Here is a 16,637-nt window from a genome sequence, read left to right as displayed (position 1 = left end):
AGCCCGCCCCCGAGATGGCCTCCGCCGTCGACACCAGCTTCATCACCGGCATCTCCAGCGTCAACGACCGCATGCTCATCCTGATGGACATCGAAGAACTGATGGCCAGCGCCGAGATGGGCCTGATCGACAGCCCCTGACATCCCTTCCCCCGATTTCCCGTTCCCGGTTTCCCAAGGTTTTCATGAACACGGCGCTTCACAGCCGCGGCTCGGTCGCGCGCAAGGTTTCCATCATCGGGGCGCTGAGCCTGTCGGTGGTGCTGTTCGCAATCTGCGCCACGATGAGCCTGGTCGCCGCCGACCGCTCGCGCGAGCGCATCGTCACCTGGGTCGCCGACAAGACGCAATCGGTCGCCGATTCGATCGACGCGTTCGACATGACCTCGCGCGTGCTGGTCGAGAAGTTCTTCGTCAACTTCAAGAACGAGTTCAAGCAGCCGTTCACGCTGGATGAGGCCACCACCACGCTGAAGGTCGGCGACACGCCGCTGAACGGCAACTTCACGCAGGTGGACGAGTTCGCGCAGCAGAGCGGCGGCACGGCCACCGTGTTCGCGCGCAAGGGCGACGATTTCCAGCGCATCACCACCTCGGTGAAGAAGGAAAACGGCGAGCGCGCGATGGGCACGATGCTCGGCAGCAGCCATCCGGCGCATGCGCTGATGATGGCCGGCCAGACCTACACCGGCCGCGCGGTGCTGTTCGGCACGCCCTACATGGCCCGCTACGAGCCGATCAAGGACGCGAGCGGCAAGGTGATCGGCATCCTGTACATCGGCTTCGACGTCAGCGCCTTCCAGGTGGCGATCGACAAGCTCGCGAGCGACATCCGCTTCTTCGACAGCGGCGGCGTCTACGTGATCGATCCGAAGAAGTCGCCCGAAGAGGCCGTCTTCGTCGTGCACCCGACCGCCAAGGGCAAGAAGGTGCTGGACGCCTTTCCGGACGCGAAGGAACTGCTGGCGCGCCTCGAGGCCGCTCCCAACGGCTGGGCGAAGGACGGCGGCGCCGTGCTCGAGACGAAGCACCAGGACCACTGGGCCGTGCTGCGCAAGGCCAAGGCCGGCAACCAATGGGTGGTGTCCGAGGTGTCGGACAGCGAGGCGATGAAGACCCATTGGGCCACCATCGTGCCGTTCGCGACGCTGCTCGGCATCGCCGCGCTGCTGCTCGGCGGCGGGCTGTTCCTGATGATGCGCCGCTGGGTCGGCCAGCCGCTGCAGGACCTGTCGCGCGCCGTCACGGTGCTGGCGGCTGGCGACCTGACGCAGCCCTGCCACAGCGACCAGCGCGACGAGATCGGCGAGCTGATCCGCAATGTCGAAGGCATGCGCCAGCGCTTCCAGCAGATGATCGGCTCGGTGCGCAGCTCGGTCGACTCGATCACCACGGCCAGCGCCGAGATCGCGACCGGCAACCAGGACCTGAGCGCCCGCACCGAACAGACCGCCAGCAACCTGCAGCGCGCTGCGTCGTCGATGGAGCAGATCACCGGCACCGTCAAGCAGAGCGCCGACTCGGCCCGCCAGGCGAATCAACTCGCGTCGTCGGCCGCGGAAGTCGCGGCCCGCGGCGGCTCGGTCGTCTCGCAGGTCGTCACGACGATGGACGAGATCAATGCCTCGTCGAAGAAGATCGCCGACATCATCGGCGTGATCGACGGCATCGCGTTCCAGACCAACATCCTGGCGCTGAACGCCGCGGTCGAAGCCGCGCGCGCCGGCGAACAGGGCCGCGGCTTCGCGGTCGTCGCCAGCGAGGTGCGCAGCCTCGCGCAGCGCAGCGCCGAGGCGGCGAAGGAAATCAAGGGCCTGATCGGTGCGAGCGTCGACCGTGTCGAGGCCGGCTCGCGGCTGGTGGCCGACGCCGGCAAGACGATGGGAGAGATCGTCGGCTCGGTACAGCGCGTCTCGGACATCATCGGCGAGATCACCACCGCCGCATCCGAGCAGAGCGACGGCATCGGCCAGGTCAACCAGTCCGTCAACCAGCTCGACCAGATGACGCAGCAGAACGCCGCGCTGGTCGAAGAATCCACCGCCGCCGCCGAAAGCCTGAAGGACCAGGCCGCGCGGCTCGCGCAGGCGGTCGGCAGTTTCCGTCTCCAGCAGGTTTGAGCCACCACGGGCAGGGCCTGCACTCCGAACGATCGACATGCCGCCTGGGAGGCGGTCTACAAGAAGGGAAGTTCGCGATGTTCTCGTTGTCTGCCATGCGCCTCGGTCCGCGTCTCGCGGTCGGGTTCGGTTCGATCGCACTGCTGTGCGCCGCCGCCGTCGGTTTCGGCCTCGACCGCATCTCGACGATGCGCACGCTGTCGGAGGAACTCGGCACGCTCGACGCCGAGAAACTGTCGCTGTCGGAGCGCTGGGCTCGCGCGATCGAAGCCAACACCGCCCGCAACTGGGTGGTGTTCTTCGCGAACGACGAACAGATCAAGACCCGCGTGCGCGCCGAGATGAAGGACGTCGTGACCACGCAGACCGAGCGCCTGAAGCGCATGCAGGAGGTCGCGACCTCCGATGCCGACAAGCGGCTGCTGGAGGCGGTGAACGTGCAGCGCGATGCCTACCAGGGCCTGCGCAACGGCCTGCTCAAGCGCAAGGAAGGCGGCGAGGACGTGACCGCCGAAGTGATGGACAAGCTGTTCCCGGCCGCCAAGGCCTACAGCGACACCGTCGAGAAGCTGGTCCAGGGCCAGCGCGACAGCATGACCGCGACAAAGGAGCGCGCTGACCGCGCCGGCTTCGTCGGCATGCTGGCGCTCGGCCTGGGCGGCGCCGGCGCGATGCTGCTGGCCGCGCTGCTGGCCTGGCGCGTGACGCGCTCGGTCACCCGGCCGATCGCGCAGGCGCAGCGGATTGCCCAGGCCATCAGCGCCGGCGACCTGACGCAGCACATCCAGGTGCACGGCCAGGACGAGGCCGCCGAGCTGCTGCAGTCGCTGAAGGCGATGCAGGAATCGCTCGGCCGCCTGGTCGGCCAGGTGCGCCAGAGCACCGACAGCATCTCCACCGCCAGCACCGAGATCGCGACCGGCAACCAGGACCTGAGCGCCCGCACCGAGCAGACCGCGAGCAACCTGCAGCAGGCCGCGTCGTCGATGGAGCAGCTCACCGGCACCGTCCGGCAGAGCGCCGATTCGGCCCGCCAGGCCAACCAGCTGGCGTCGTCGGCGGCCGAGGTCGCCGCGCGCGGCGGCTCGGTCGTCGCGCAGGTCGTCACGACGATGGACGAGATCAATGCCTCGTCGAAGAAGATCGCCGACATCATCGGCACGATCGACGGCATCGCGTTCCAGACCAACATCCTGGCGCTGAACGCCGCGGTGGAAGCGGCCCGCGCCGGCGAACAGGGCCGCGGCTTCGCGGTCGTCGCGAGCGAGGTGCGCAGCCTGGCCCAGCGCAGCGCCGAGGCGGCCAAGGAGATCAAGAGCCTGATCGGCGCCAGCGTCGAGCGGGTGGACGCCGGTTCGCGCCTGGTGGCCGACGCCGGCCAGACGATGCAGGAGATCGTCGGCTCGGTGCAGCGCGTCTCGGACATCATCGGCGAGATCACCGCCGCGTCGTCCGAACAGAGCGACGGCATCGGCCAGATCAACACCGCGGTGACGCAGCTCGACCAGATGACCCAGCAGAACGCCGCGCTGGTCGAGGAAAGCGCCGCCGCCGCCGAAAGCCTGCGCGACCAGGCCCAGCGCCTGGCGTCGGTGGTGTCGACCTTCAGTTTGCCGGCGGCCGGTCGATAGACCGGTACCGGCACCGCATCAGCCCTGCCCCAACGTTCACCAGCTCTGCACAGGACTCCCCCATGGACATGATCCACGAAGCTTCCCACGTGGCCCGGCATGAAGCCGCCCGCGCTTCCGCCGCCACCCAGTCCGGTGGCGAGTTCCTGACCTTCCGCCTCGGCGCCGAGGAATACGGCATCGACATCNGTGGCCCGGCATGAAGCCGCCCGCGCTTCCGCCGCCACCCAGTCCGGTGGCGAGTTCCTGACCTTCCGCCTCGGCGCCGAGGAATACGGCATCGACATCCTGAAGGTCCAGGAGATCCGCTCCTACGAAGCCCCCACCCGCATCGCCAACGCCCCCGCCTTCATCAAGGGCGTGGTCAACCTGCGCGGCGTCATCGTCCCCATCGTCGACCTGCGCCTGAAGCTCGGCTGCGACTCCAACGACTACAACAGCTTCACCGTCGTCATCGTGCTCAACGTGCGCGGCCGCGTCGTCGGYGCCGTCGTCGACTCCGTCAGCGACGTGCTCGAACTCTCGCGCGAYTCCATCAAGCCCGCCCCCGAGATGGCCTCCGCCGTCGACACCAGCTTCATCACCGGCATCTCCAGCGTCAACGACCGCATGCTCATCCTGATGGACATCGAAGAACTGATGGCCAGCNAGCCCGCCCCCGAGATGGCCTCCGCCGTCGACACCAGCTTCATCACCGGCATCTCCAGCGTCAACGACCGCATGCTCATCCTGATGGACATCGAAGAACTGATGGCCAGCTCCGAGATGGGCCTGATCGACAGCACGCACTGAACCGTCTGCGCAAGCCCATGCGCTATCTCTCCCGCCTCTCGATCCGCTCGCGGCTCTACTTCGCGACCTGCTTCTCGCTGCTGCTGCTCGGCCTGATCGGCGGCATCGGCTGGGCCGCGCTGCACGGCACGCGCGGCACGGTGCGCACGCTGGTGGCCGACGACTTCGGCATGGCCTCGGACATCGGCGAGCTGCGCACGACGCTCGGCCGGCTGCGGCGCTTCGAGAAGGAGATGATCATCAACTTCAACAACGTCAACGAGGTCACCGACAACAAGGCCTCGTGGACGAAGGCGCATGCCGAGACGCTGGCGCGGCTGGACGGCCTGGGCAAGCGGCTGGACGCCGAGCAGGCCAAGACCATCGCCGCGGCGCTCGAACAGCTGAAGGCCTACCACGACGGCATGCTGCCGGTGATCGACCAGCTGGAACGGGCGACCATCGACGGCGCGGTGGCCGGCGCCTACGCCGGTCAGCTGAAGGACAACATCGACGCGGTCGAGAAGACACTGGGCGTGCTGTCCGATGCGTCGCGCGAGCACGTGGCGGCCGGGCAGGCCGCGGTCGAACGCGCGATCGGCACCCAATCGGCGCTGCTGGCCGGCGGCGTGCTGGCGGCGCTCGCGGTGCTGCTGCCGCTGACGGTGCTGACGGTGCGCAGCATCAATGCATCGATCGCGCATGCGAGCGAGCTGGCCCGGCGCATCGCGCAGGGGGACCTGTCGCAGGCGGTGGAACCGCGCAGCGACGACGAGATCGGCCGGCTGCTGCATGCGATGGACGGCATGCAGAACGCGTTGCGCACGCTGGTCTCGCAGGTCAAGCAATCGACCGACAACATCGCGACCGCCAGTGCCGAGATCGCGACCGGCAACCAGGACCTGAGCGTCCGCACCGAACAGACCGCGAGCAACCTGCAGCAGGCGGCGTCGTCGATGGTGCAGCTGACCGGCACCGTCAAGCAGAGCGCCGATTCGGCGCTGCAGGCGAACCAGCTGGCCGCGTCGGCCGCCGAGGTCGCCGCACGCGGCGGCGCCGTGGTCTCGCAGGTGGTCTCGACGATGGACGAGATCAACGCCAGCTCGAAGAAGATCAACGACATCGTCGGCGTGATCGACGGGATTGCGTTCCAGACCAACATCCTCGCGCTGAACGCGGCCGTCGAAGCGGCGCGTGCCGGCGAGCAGGGCCGCGGCTTCGCGGTCGTCGCCAGCGAAGTGCGCAGCCTCGCACAGCGAAGCGCGCAGGCGGCGAAGGAGATCAAGGGGCTGATCGGCGCCAGCGTCGACCGCGTCGAAGCCGGTTCGCGGCTGGTGGCCGATGCGGGCAAGACGATGGGCGAGATCGTCGGCTCGGTGCAGCGCGTCTCGGACATCATCGGCGAGATCACCGCCACCTCGTCCGAGCAGAGCGACGGCATCGGCAGCGTCAATGCCGCGGTGACCCAGCTCGACCAGATGACGCAGCAGAATTCGGCGCTCGTCGAGGAGAGTGCCGCGGCCGCCGAGAGCCTGAAGGATCAGGCGCGCGTGCTGGCCGGCGCGGTGTCGGTGTTCCGGCTCGCCTGATTCGCAGCCCGGATGCCGATCCGGGCCGTGGTCGGACGCCGTTCCCCGCTGGCCACCCGACTTACTCCGCCGCGCGGCGCAGCGTCTCGATCACCGGCCGAGACACCACCTCGCGCAGCCCCCACCAGCCGGCCGCCAGCGCCAGCAGCGCGCCGGCCAGGCTGCCACCCAGCGGCAGCCACGGCGAGGGGTTCCAGCTGAACTGGAACACGTACTTCGCGAGCGCCCAGCCGACCGCGGCGGCCGCCACCGACGCCAGGAAGCCGGCCAGCGCGCCGACGCCGAGCAGCTCGGCACGCTGCACCTGGCCGAGCAGCCGCGCGCTCGCGCCGAGCGCACGCATCACCGCGAACTCGCGGGCGCGCGCCTCGCGCGTGGCCGTCACCGCGGCGAACAGCACCACCAGGCCGGCCGCCAGCGTGAAGCCGAACAGGAACTCGACCGCGCGGATCACCTGGTCGAGCACCCGCTGGACCTGGCCCAGCGAGGCCGACACGTCGACCGCGGTGATGTTCGGGAATTCGCGGCTCAGCGCGTTGTCGAAACCCGGCGTCGTCGGCGCGCGGAAGGCCGTCAGGTAGGTGGCCGGCAGGTCCGGCATCTGCGCGCTCGGGAACATCACGAAGAAGTTGGCCCGCATCGAGCCCCAGTCGACCTTGCGCAGGCTGGTGATGCGGCCTTCAGCGGTGATGCCGGCGATGTCGAAGCGCAGCGTGTCGCCGAGCTTCAGGTGCAGCGTCTCGGCCAACCCCTCTTCGACACTCAGGCCGCCCGCTTCGTCGGGCGTCCAGCGGCCGGCCGTCACGGTGTTGTGCTCCGGCAGCTTCGCGTCGTGGCTCAGGTTGAACTCGCGGTCGAGCAGGCGCTTGGCGCGCTCTTCCTGCAGGTCGTCGGCGCTGGTCGGCTTGCCGTTCACCGCGACCAGCCGGCCGCGGATCATCGGGAACCAGTCGTAGCGTGCGACGCCGGCGGCCTTCAGCCGCGCCTGGAAGGCATCGGCCTGCTCCGGCTGGATGTTGATCACGAAGCGGTTCGGCGCATCGGCCGGCGTAGCGGCGCGCCAGCTGGAGATCAGGTCGGTGCGCAGCAGCACCAGCAGCATCAGCGCCAGCAGCCCGACGCTGAGCGCCGACACCTGCAGCACCGCGAAGGCCGGGCGCGCGGCGATCTGCCGCGTCGCCAGCACCAGCCAGCGCGGCGCGCGCGATTCGGGCACCGCGCGGCGCAGCAGCTGCACCGCGATCCACGACAGCGCCGCGAACACCGCGATCGCGCCGGCAAAGCCGCCGACCGCGATCAGCCCGAGCGTCAGGTCGGACGACACCGCGAGCAGCAGCGCCGCGAAGCCGATCGCACCGGCGGCCAGCACCGCGATCGACGCCGGCTTCAGCGCGCCGACATCGCGGCGGATCACGCGCAGCGGCGGCACCTGCGCCAGCTGCAGCACCGGCGGCAGCCCGAAGCCCATCAGCAGCGTGAAGCCGACGCCGATGCCGAACAGCGCCGGCCACACGCTCGCGGCCGGCAGCGCGCTGTCGACCAGCCCGGCCAGCAGCCAGACGAACACGTAGTGCACCGCGAAGCCGAGCAGCACGCCGGCCACGCTGGCCAGCACGCCGACGATGCCGAACTCCAGCAGGTACTGCGCCGCGATCGTGCGCTGCGGCTGGCCGAGCACGCGCAGCATCGCGCAGTCGTCGAGGTGGCGGTCGGCGAAGTCGCGCGCCGCGATGCCGACCGCAACGGCCGCCAGCAACGCGGCCAGCAGCGCCACCAGGTTCAGGAACTTCTGCGCGCGGTCCAGCGTCTGGCGCATCTCGGGGCGGCCCGTCTCGAGCGATTCGACGCGCATGCCGCGCAACTGGCGCGCCTTGACCTGCGCCTCGGTCCAGCCGACGAATTCGCGCAGCGCGGCCTCGCGGCCGTCGGGGGCCGCCACCGCGAGCCGGTAGGTGACACGGCTCGCCGGCTGCACCAGCCCGGTGGCGGGCAGGTCGGCCTCATTGAGCATCACGCGCGGCGCGAAGCTGATGAAGCCGGCGCCGCGGTCGGGCTCGATCACGATGACCGACGCGATGCGCAGGCGGGCGTCGCCGAGCAGCAGCGCATCGCCGACCTTCAGCTGCAGCGCGTCGAGCACGCCGGCATCGACCCACACGGTGCCGGCGGCCGGCGCGCTCGCGACGCTGCGCTGCGGCCCACCGGGCGTGTCGGCGACCGTCAGCTTGCCGCGCAACGGGTAGCCGCTGGTCACGCTCTTGACGGCCACCAGCCGCGACGCGCCGCCCTTGTCGTCGGGCGCGCGGCCCATGCTCGGGAAGGTCGCGGTCTGCGCGAGCTTGAGCCCGAGGCCGCGGGCGCGTTCGGCGATGTCGGCCGGTGCCGGCTGGTCGCTCGCGACGATCGCATCGCCGCCCAGCATCTGGCGCGCGTCGCGCGCGAGGCCGGCATTCAGCCGGTCGGCGAAGAAGCCGACCGCGCTCAACGCCGCCACCGCCAGCATCACCGCGACCAGCAGCAGCCGCAGCTCGCCGGCGCGGAAGTCGCGCGCGGCCTGCCGCCAGGCGAGGGTCCAGGCCGATGCGGGGCGGGGAGCGGCGGGCGACACGGGAACAGCGGAATCGGCAGACGTCATCGGGATTTCTTTCGGGTGGGAGCCGGATCGTCCCATTGACGCTTGCGCTCGAGCAAGTGGTCGACGAAGGCCCGCACTTTCAGCGGGACATGGCGGGCGTGCGGGTACAGCAGGTTGTAGGGCCGGGACCGGCCGCCGAAGGGCGTCAGCAGCTCGGTCAGCCGGCCGGCCGCCAGGTCGGCGTCGACGACGAAGCGGTAGGCCTGGAAGATGCCGGCGCCATGGCGGGCCAGCGTCACGCCGGCCAGCACATCATCGGCGCAGGCATACCGGCCGGCGGTCAGCAGGTCCACGTCCTCCCCGTCGTCGCGGAACAGCCATGGGATCGGGCGCCCGTTGCTCGGCAGTTCGAACTGGATGCAGTCGTGGCCGGCCAGCTCGGCCAGCGTCGATGGCGCCCCGTGCCGCGCGAGGTAGTCGGGCGACGCGACAAGCACCAGCTCCGCGTCTTCCAGGTGCCGGCAGATCAGCGTCGAGTCGTCGGGCGGGCGCACGCGGATCGCGAGATCGAAACCTTCGTCGCCGAAATCGATGTTGCGGTTGCTGACGTGCAGCTCGACCTTGACGTCCGGATGGGCCTGCATGAAGGCCGGCAGCATCGGCAGCAGCCGGTGGTGGCCGTAGGTGGTCGGCACGCTGATGCGCAGCAGGCCGGAGGCGCGTGCCTGCTGGCCGCCGGCCTCGCGCTCGGCATCGACCAGCTGGTCGAGCGCGGCGCGGCAGCGCTCGAAGTAGGAACGCCCTGCGTCGGTCAGCCGGATCTGGCGCGTCGTCCGCACGAAGAGCCGCACGCCGAGCCGCTCTTCGAGCCGGCCGATCGAGCGACTGACCGCGGCCGGCGTCACGCCGGCGATCGCCGCGGCGGCGGTGAACCCCTGGTGTTCGGCCGCGAGGCAGAACAGCTCGATGCTGCCCAGCATCACGTCGTCGAACTGCCGTTTCATGTCATCGCACCCAGCGGCCGCATTGATTACACGGTGTAGCGCCAGATGTTAAGCGAACCGTCTTTATCGGAAGGCGCCCGGTTCCTAGAGTGAAGGCCTGTTCTTTCCACTCTGTCTGCAGGAGCCATTCACCATGAAACACGAACCCAAAGTCGCCGTCATCACCGGCGCGTCCAGCGGCATCGGCGCCGCCCTCGTCAAGGCCTACCGCGAGGCGGGCTTCCGCGTCGTGGCCAATTCGCGCTCGATCCGCGCGAGCGACGACCCCGGCATCCTCGCGATCGCCGGCGACATCGCCGACCCGGCCACCGCCGAGCGCATCTTCAGCGAAGGCGTCGACCGCTTCGGCCGCATCGACACGCTGGTGAACAACGCCGGCATCTTCACGGCCAAGCCGTTCACGCAGTTCACCGCGGACGACTGGTCGGCCAACATCGCGACCAACCTGGCCGGCTTCTTCCACGTGACGCAGCGCGCGGTGGCGCGCATGGAAGCGCAGGGTTCGGGCCACATCGTGCAGATCACGACCAGCATCGTCGACCAGCCGATCAACGGCGTGCCGGCGGTGCTGGCGTCGATCACCAAGGGCGGGTTGAACGCCGCGACCCGGGCGCTCGCGATCGAGTACGCGTCGCGCGGCATCCGGGTCAACGCGGTGTCGCCCGGCATCATCAAGACGCCGATGCACCCGCCGGAGAACCATGCCGCGCTGAGCAGCCTGCACCCGGTGGGCCGCATGGGCGAGATGAGCGACATCGTCGACGCGGTGCTGTTCCTCGAGAAGGCGAGCTTCGTGACGGGCGAGATCCTGCACGTCGATGGCGGCCAGTCCGCCGGCCACTGGTGAACCGCCATGCCGCTCATCCGCATCGAAGTCACCCGTGAAGGCGTCACGCAGCCGCAGAAGCAGCAGCTGATCGCCGAAGCCACCGAGATGATGGTCCGCGTGCTGGGCAAGGACCCGGCGACGACCTTCGTGATCATCGACGAGGTCGAGACCGACAACTGGGGGGTGGCGGGGCGGTCCGTCACCGAGCGCCGCAAGGACGAAACAACGGCCCGAGGCAGGCCGGTCTAGTCCAGCAAGCACCGTGAACCCTGCGTGCAAATCCGCCGAACGGCGCCGGGCACGCAGGGTGCTGTAATTTGTGGCATGAACACCCTGCCCGCGATCTTCCTGTCCCACGGCTCGCCGATGCTGGCGCTGGAACCCGGCGCCACCGGCCCGTTCCTGCAGCGCCTGGGCGCGACGCTCGAGGCCCACCATCCGCGCCCGAAGGCCATCCTCGCCGTATCGGCGCACAGCGTCGCGCGCGAGCCGGTGCTGCTCGGTGCGGCCACGCACCAGGCGGTGCACGACTTCGGCGGCTTCCCCGATGCGCTGTACCAGCTGCAGTACAGCCCACCCGGCGCACCCGAACTGGCGGCGCAGGTCGAGGCCCGGCTGCGCGCGGCCGGCCTGCCGGTGCACCACAGCGACGAAGGCGGCCTGGACCACGGCATCTGGAGCATGCTGCGCTTCATGCGCCCGCTGGCCGACATCCCGGTGCTGCCGCTCGCGTGGGTGCCGAACCTGCCGCCGGCGCAGCAGTTCGCGCTCGGCGAGCTGCTGGCCTCGCTGGCCGACGAAGGCGTGCTGGTGATGGGCAGCGGCAGCATCACGCACAACCTGCGCCGCATCTTCAGCAGCGGCCGGCCGGCCCTCGACGCGGTCGAGGTGGCCGAGAGCGCCGGGTTCCGGCGCTGGATGCTCGAGCGCAGCGCCGCACGCGACTGGGACGCGCTGTTCGACTACCGCCGGCAGGCCCCGTCGGCCGTCGACATGCACCCGACCGACGAGCACCTGCTGCCGTGGTACGTGGCGGCCGGCGTCGGCGGCCGCGCGCATGCGCCGCAGCGGCTGCACGACGCGGTGACCTACGGCTGCCTGGGGATGGACGCCTATGCGTTCGGGCCGTCGGCCGAGTTGCTGAAGCAGCAGCTCGCCGTCTGACGGGCCCGTCAGTTCGCGAGCGCGACGACGCCCGAGGCCGGGCTGCTCGCCGCGCGCGCCGACGCAGCGGCGCGGTCGTCGTTGTACTGTTTCGCCAGCGCGGCGACGTTCTGCCCGGTGCGGGCGATCAGCATGCGCGCCGCGCCGATCTCGCCGAACTGGCCGCGGTCGAGTGTCCACCGGGTCTCGCGCTCGATCTGCGCGCACGACCATTCGGTGCCGGTCGCGATCGCCATCGGCTTCATCGCCTGCGCCATCGCATCGCGCTCCTGGCGCAGGGCCTGCAGCCGCTCCGACGGCCAGCCGACGCGCGCTCCCAGCGCCTGGCCGATGGCCATGTCGAGCAGCGAGGTCGAGCGCTTCGACATCAGCTCGGCCAGGTCGGCGCACACCTGCAGGCGGTTGCCGTCGCGCACCGCCGTCGCATCGCAGTGCTGCATCAGCGTCTTCAGCCCCGGCATCGCCAGCGCCGACTCGATGCCGGCCGCGCGCTCCATCACCGCGCGGCGTTCGATGGCCGGCGCGCCCGGCGGCAGGCTGCGCAACGCGAGCGCGCTGACCTGGCCCCAGCGCAGGTCGACCGTGCTCGCCTTCGACGCGCGGTACAGGGCTTCGTCGACGAGGCCGGTCTCGCCACGCTGGTCGGCTTCGGAGGCGACCTCCAGCCAGGCGTCGGCATTGGTCGGATCGAGCGTCGCGAGCTGGCGGGTCGACAGCATCTGGCAGGCCCCGCCGGGGCTCGCCCGGCACGCGCGCCAGGCCAGCGTGTAGACGGCCGGCGAGCGGGTCGCGACGGCCATCTGCGCGAGCGCGTCGCGCTGCGTGGCATTGGCGCCGGTGCGCGCCTGGCGCTGCGGGTCGGATTCCGGCGCCTCGGCCGGCGCGACGCAGTCGGCGCCTTCGCAGGCCTGTGGTGCGTTGGCATGCGACGGGCCCTCGTCGCGTTGCAGTAGCAGCGCGGTGGCGCGCGCCAGTTCGTCCGGCTGCTGCGCCAGCGCGGCCACCACGCGCTGGTGGGCTGCGTCGCCGGCCGCCGTGAAGACCGTGCGGTCGAGCGGCTGGCCGCCCTTCGCCTTCATGCGGCCGATGCCGCAGACCTCGATCTCGTCGGCCGCGAGCGGCGCGCTGGCGGCTGCGGCGGCGGCCGACGCGGCCTCGCCGTAGACCGCGGCAAACCCGTCCATCAGCGGCGGGCCAGGCATCGGGATCGCGGGCGCGGAGGCGGCGGGCTCGACCGCGTCGGCCACGACCCGTTGGTGCGGCACCGGCGCGTCCGGCGCACCTTGCCAGACCAACGCCAGCAGCAGCACGACCACGGCGAACCCGACCGTCGCCCGCGTTGCATTGCCAGGCGGCGTCATACCCCGCCCTCGGCAATCGCTTCCTTGACGGCCGCGACCTGGCGGCGCGACACGACCAGCCAGTCGTCGACCGGCGCGACGCGCACCACCCAGCCTTCGGTCGCCTCCTCGCCGTCTTCGCCCGGCAGCGTGCGCCGCTCCAGCGCGCGCAGCGCCCGGCGCGCGACCAGCGCGTTGCGGTGGATGCGCAGGAAGCGATCGCCCAGGCGCTGCTCCAGGTCGGTCAGTGCGTCGTCGAGCACATGGGTGTGGGTGGCGGTTCGCAGGGTCACGTACTTCAACTCCGCTTTCAGGTACAGCACTTCCGAGACCGGCACGCGCAGCTTGCGGCCCAGGTCGTTCACGAGGATCACCGGCTGGTCGTCCGGCACGGCCGGCGCCGCGGCCGGCGCGGCCCGCGCGGTCTGCAGGCTCAGGCGCTGCGCGACACGCTGCAGCGCCGCCTGCAGGCGCTCGCGGCGCACCGGTTTGGTCAGGTAGTCGGTGGCGTCGAGCTCGAAGGCCTGCAGCGCATGTTCGGCATGCGCGGTGACGAACACGATGGCCGGCGGGTCGCTGCGGCGCCGCAGCTGCGCGGCCAGCTGGCGCCCGTCGGGACCGGGCATGTGGATGTCGAGCAGCAGCAGGTCGCAGTCGTTCGTGGCCAGCCAGTCGAGCGCCTGCTGGGCGCTGCCGGCCTCGCCGACCACCTCGGCGCGCGGCTCGGCGCAATCGCCGACCAGGCCGCGCAGGCGCAGCCGCGCGAGCGGCTCGTCGTCGACCAGCAGCACGCGCAGCGCGGGCACGGCGGATGGAAGGTCCAGGCTCACAGCGGCACCACGATCTGGACGCGGAACACATCGCGCTCGAGCTGGGTCTCGAACTGCGCGGCGACATCGTGCATCAGCTTCAGGCGCTCGCGCACATTGCGCAGCGCCATGCCGTTGCCGGGGCGCGAGCCGGAGCGCGGCACGGTGTTCGCGATGCTGACCACCGCATGCGCGCGCTTGACGCGGGTACGGATGCGGATGACGCCGCCGTCGGGCGACGGCTCGACGCCGTGGCGCACCGCGTTCTCGACCAGCGGCTGCAGCAGCAGCGGCGGCACGCGCGCGGCGCCAGCGTCTTCATCGAGGTCCCAGCTGAGCTGCAGCCGGTCGCCGAAGCGGATCTGCTCGATCGCCAGGTAGCGTTGCGCGAGCGCGACCTCTTCGGCCAGGCTGACCGATTCGTCGCTCGCGCTCAGCGCCACGCGGAACAGCTCGGCCAGGTCTTCGAGCAGGTGCTCGGTGCGGGCCGGGTCGAGCCGCGCCAGCGCGATCGCGGTGTTGAGGGTGTTGAACAGGAAGTGCGGGCGGATGCGCGACTGCAGCTCGGCCAGCCGGGCCGCGGTGTCGGCCGGCAGCCGGGCGCGGGCCCGCAGCGTGAGCCAGTAGAACAGCGCGGCCGCCAGCGCGGCGCCGGCCAGCACCGGCGCCACCGGGTGCATCGTCTCCTGCAGCCGGATGTCGACCGCCACCAGCAGCCCCCAGCCGAACCCACCGCTCAGGCCGCCGAGGGCGGCCGCGGCGGCCCATTGGCCGGCCGCCGGCAGCCTGGCGAGCCAGCGCTTCAGCAGGCACGCCGACACCAGCCACAGCAGCACCGCCGGCAGCGCGATGCCGGCGCCCTGCGCGAGCAGGTTCACCCAGGCGGCCAGCGTGGGCGCCGCAAAGCTGACGCCGATCGCGACGACGGCGTGCACGAAGAACAGCGCGCGCAGCACGACGCCGACGTGGCAGACGTCGAAGGCCGACACCGGCCCGAGCGGCTGGCGTGCGAGCGGCACCGCGCCGAAGTTGGTGGAATTGAAGATGCTGCTGCCGCGCTCGTGCGGGTCGCCGGAGCGGGTGGAGTCGGGCCACAGCGGCGCCGGGCGGCTGGGCGTGGGGGCAAAGGCGGAGGTGGTCGCGTGGGGTTCGGGCATGGCAGCAAGGTGGCCCGAATAGAATCCGGGGCTTCCCCCGGTTCCTGCGGCCACCAGCGCATTGTCGCCAACTGGCGGCGCCCGGCAACCGAGCCTACCAAGCGTTACACGACGCCCCGTCCCGAGCGCCCCGACGATGTCCGCCAATCAACTCGACAAGAAATCCGAAGCCTGGTCGGCCCTGTTCTCCGAGCCGATGAGCGACCTGGTCAAACGCTACACCTCGAGCGTGACCTTCGACAAGCGCCTGTGGAAGGCCGACATCGCCGGCAGCCTGGCGCATGCCGAGATGCTGGCGGCGCAATCGGTGATCGGGGCGCAGGACCTGGCCGACATCCGGCGCGGCATGGCGCAGATCACGCAGGAAATCGAATCCGGCGCGTTCGACTGGAAGCTCGACCTGGAAGACGTGCACCTGAACGTCGAGGCGCGGCTGACGCAGTTGGTCGGCGACGCCGGCAAGCGGCTGCACACCGGCCGCTCGCGCAACGACCAGGTCGCGACCGACGTGCGGCTGTGGCTGCGCGACGAGATCGACGGGCTGCTGCCGCTGCTGGCGGCGATGCAGCAGGCGCTGGTCGGCGTGGCCGAGCGGCATGTCGAGACCATCCTGCCGGGATTCACGCACATGCAGGTGGCGCAGCCAGTGAGCTTTGCGCACCACCTGCTGGCCTATGTGGAGATGTTCGCGCGCGACGCCGAGCGCCTGGCCGATGTGCGCAAGCGGGTGAACCTGCTGCCGCTGGGCGCCGCGGCGCTGGCCGGCACCAGCTACCCGCTGGACCGCGAGCGCGTCGCGAAGACGCTGGGCTTCGACGGCGTGTGCCAAAACAGCCTCGACGCGGTCAGCGACCGCGACTTCGCGATCGAGTTCGCGTCGTTCGCGAGCATCACGATGATGCATGTGTCGCGGCTGGCCGAAGAGATCGTGCTGTGGATGAGCCAGAACTTCGGCTTCATCAACCTGGCCGACCGTTACTGCACCGGCTCGTCGATCATGCCGCAGAAGCGCAACCCCGACGTCGCCGAACTGGCGCGCGGCAAGAGCGGCCGCGTGGTCGGCCACCTGATGGGCCTGCTGACGCTGATGAAGGGCCAGCCGCTGACGTACAACAAGGACAACCAGGAAGACAAGGAGCCGCTGTTCGACACCGTCGACACGGTGCGCGACACGCTGCGCATCATGGCCGAGATGGTGGCCGGCATCGTCGTGAAGCCCGAGGCGATGGAGCGCGCGGCGCTGAAGGGGTATGCGACCGCGACCGACCTGGCCGACTACCTGGTCAAGAAGGGCCTGCCGTTCCGGGATGCGCACGAGGTGGTGGCGCATGCGGTGAAGTTCGCGCTGAGCGAGGAGCGCGACCTGAGCGATCTGCCGCTGGATGTGCTGCAGGGGTTCCATGCGGCGATCACGGACGACGTGTTCGACGTTCTGACCTTGCGCGGGTCGCTGAACGCACGCAATGTGCTGGGCGGGACGGCGCCGGACCAGGTGCGGGCGCAGTTGGCGCGGCAACGGAAGAGGCTTCTCTTCACTGCGTGAGGCGGCGCCGGGTCTCGCCCCGGCGGGCGAGTCACTTTCATTTGAGCCCAAATGAAAGTAACCAAAGCAAAGGGCCTCAACACACACCATACGGTTCGTTCAGTCT

The 16,637-nt window shown here is 70.5% G+C and carries 12 protein-coding genes and 1 pseudogene; 8 read left to right on the top strand and 5 right to left on the bottom strand.

What is annotated here, in order from left to right; translation table 11 throughout:
* Window positions 1-184: 184 nt before the first annotated feature.
* The 4 genes and pseudogenes from ASC98_RS32105 (at window position 185) to ASC98_RS32100 (ending at window position 6,110) form a co-directional block, all read left to right on the top strand.
* Window positions 185-2,119, top strand: a complete 1,935-nt coding sequence (locus ASC98_RS32105; RefSeq protein ID WP_056802278.1) for a methyl-accepting chemotaxis protein — start codon at window positions 185-187, stop codon at window positions 2,117-2,119.
* A gap of 77 nt (window positions 2,120-2,196) precedes the next feature.
* Window positions 2,197-3,750 (top strand): methyl-accepting chemotaxis protein, encoded by a 1,554-nt coding sequence (locus ASC98_RS31575; RefSeq protein WP_056802275.1) that lies wholly within the window; start codon window positions 2,197-2,199, stop codon window positions 3,748-3,750.
* 189 nt (window positions 3,751-3,939) lie between these two features.
* Window positions 3,940-4,398 (top strand): annotated as a pseudogene (locus ASC98_RS07820) (chemotaxis protein CheW); the annotation flags it as partial.
* Between the two features lie 161 nt (window positions 4,399-4,559).
* The gene (locus ASC98_RS32100; RefSeq protein ID WP_056814030.1) at window positions 4,560-6,110 is read left to right on the top strand and encodes a methyl-accepting chemotaxis protein; all 1,551 of its coding nucleotides are present in this window, start codon (window positions 4,560-4,562) and stop codon (window positions 6,108-6,110) included.
* 61 nt (window positions 6,111-6,171) lie between these two features.
* On the opposite strand, the gene ASC98_RS31275 is transcribed toward ASC98_RS32100, so the two are convergent.
* On the bottom strand, window positions 6,172-8,745 hold the full coding sequence (locus tag ASC98_RS31275) for an ABC transporter permease (RefSeq protein ID WP_056814033.1): 2,574 nt from the start codon (window positions 8,743-8,745) through the stop codon (window positions 6,172-6,174).
* Window positions 8,742-9,689 carry a LysR family transcriptional regulator gene (locus tag ASC98_RS07805; RefSeq protein WP_056814036.1) on the bottom strand — a complete coding sequence of 316 codons (948 nt, stop codon included), beginning with the start codon at window positions 9,687-9,689 and terminating at the stop codon, window positions 8,742-8,744. The genes ASC98_RS31275 and ASC98_RS07805 overlap by 4 nt, the downstream gene beginning before the upstream one ends.
* A gap of 133 nt (window positions 9,690-9,822) precedes the next feature.
* Here ASC98_RS07805 and ASC98_RS07800 point away from each other — a divergent pair, with 133 nt between their 5' ends.
* The 3 genes from ASC98_RS07800 to ASC98_RS07790 all read left to right on the top strand — a co-directional run bounded on the left by ASC98_RS07800 (window position 9,823) and on the right by ASC98_RS07790 (window position 11,682).
* A complete protein-coding gene (locus ASC98_RS07800) occupies window positions 9,823-10,536 on the top strand; it encodes an SDR family NAD(P)-dependent oxidoreductase (protein WP_056814039.1) in 714 nt (237 codons plus the stop codon).
* Window positions 10,537-10,542: 6 nt separating this feature from the next.
* On the top strand, window positions 10,543-10,767 hold the full coding sequence (locus ASC98_RS07795) for a 4-oxalocrotonate tautomerase family protein (protein WP_056814042.1): 225 nt from the start codon (window positions 10,543-10,545) through the stop codon (window positions 10,765-10,767).
* Between the two features lie 75 nt (window positions 10,768-10,842).
* Complete coding sequence (locus ASC98_RS07790) at window positions 10,843-11,682, top strand: dioxygenase (RefSeq protein ID WP_056814045.1); 840 nt, start codon at window positions 10,843-10,845, stop codon at window positions 11,680-11,682.
* A gap of 8 nt (window positions 11,683-11,690) precedes the next feature.
* Here the strand turns inward: ASC98_RS07790 and ASC98_RS07785 are convergent, their stop codons facing one another.
* Genes ASC98_RS07785 through ASC98_RS07775 form a run of 3 tightly spaced genes read right to left on the bottom strand, consistent with a single transcriptional unit; the run spans window position 11,691 to window position 14,988 of the window.
* Window positions 11,691-13,043 carry a hypothetical protein gene (locus ASC98_RS07785; RefSeq protein ID WP_056814047.1) on the bottom strand — a complete coding sequence of 451 codons (1,353 nt, stop codon included), beginning with the start codon at window positions 13,041-13,043 and terminating at the stop codon, window positions 11,691-11,693.
* Window positions 13,040-13,828 carry a LytTR family DNA-binding domain-containing protein gene (locus ASC98_RS07780; protein WP_235581199.1) on the bottom strand — a complete coding sequence of 263 codons (789 nt, stop codon included), beginning with the start codon at window positions 13,826-13,828 and terminating at the stop codon, window positions 13,040-13,042. Before ASC98_RS07780 ends, ASC98_RS07785 begins: the two co-directional genes overlap by 4 nt.
* Window positions 13,829-13,848: 20 nt before the next feature.
* Complete coding sequence (locus tag ASC98_RS07775) at window positions 13,849-14,988, bottom strand: sensor histidine kinase (RefSeq protein WP_082542127.1); 1,140 nt, start codon at window positions 14,986-14,988, stop codon at window positions 13,849-13,851.
* 136 nt (window positions 14,989-15,124) lie between these two features.
* On the opposite strand from ASC98_RS07775, the gene argH reads away from it, so the two are divergent.
* Complete coding sequence (gene argH / locus ASC98_RS07770; RefSeq protein WP_056814052.1) at window positions 15,125-16,531, top strand: argininosuccinate lyase; 1,407 nt, start codon at window positions 15,125-15,127, stop codon at window positions 16,529-16,531.
* Window positions 16,532-16,637: the final 106 nt, after the last annotated feature.

It is taken from the genome of Rhizobacter sp. Root1238 (genome assembly GCF_001425825.1).
GTDB lineage: Bacteria > Pseudomonadota > Gammaproteobacteria > Burkholderiales > Burkholderiaceae_C > Rhizobacter.
This window is presented reverse-complemented; position numbering and strand designations above follow the sequence as displayed.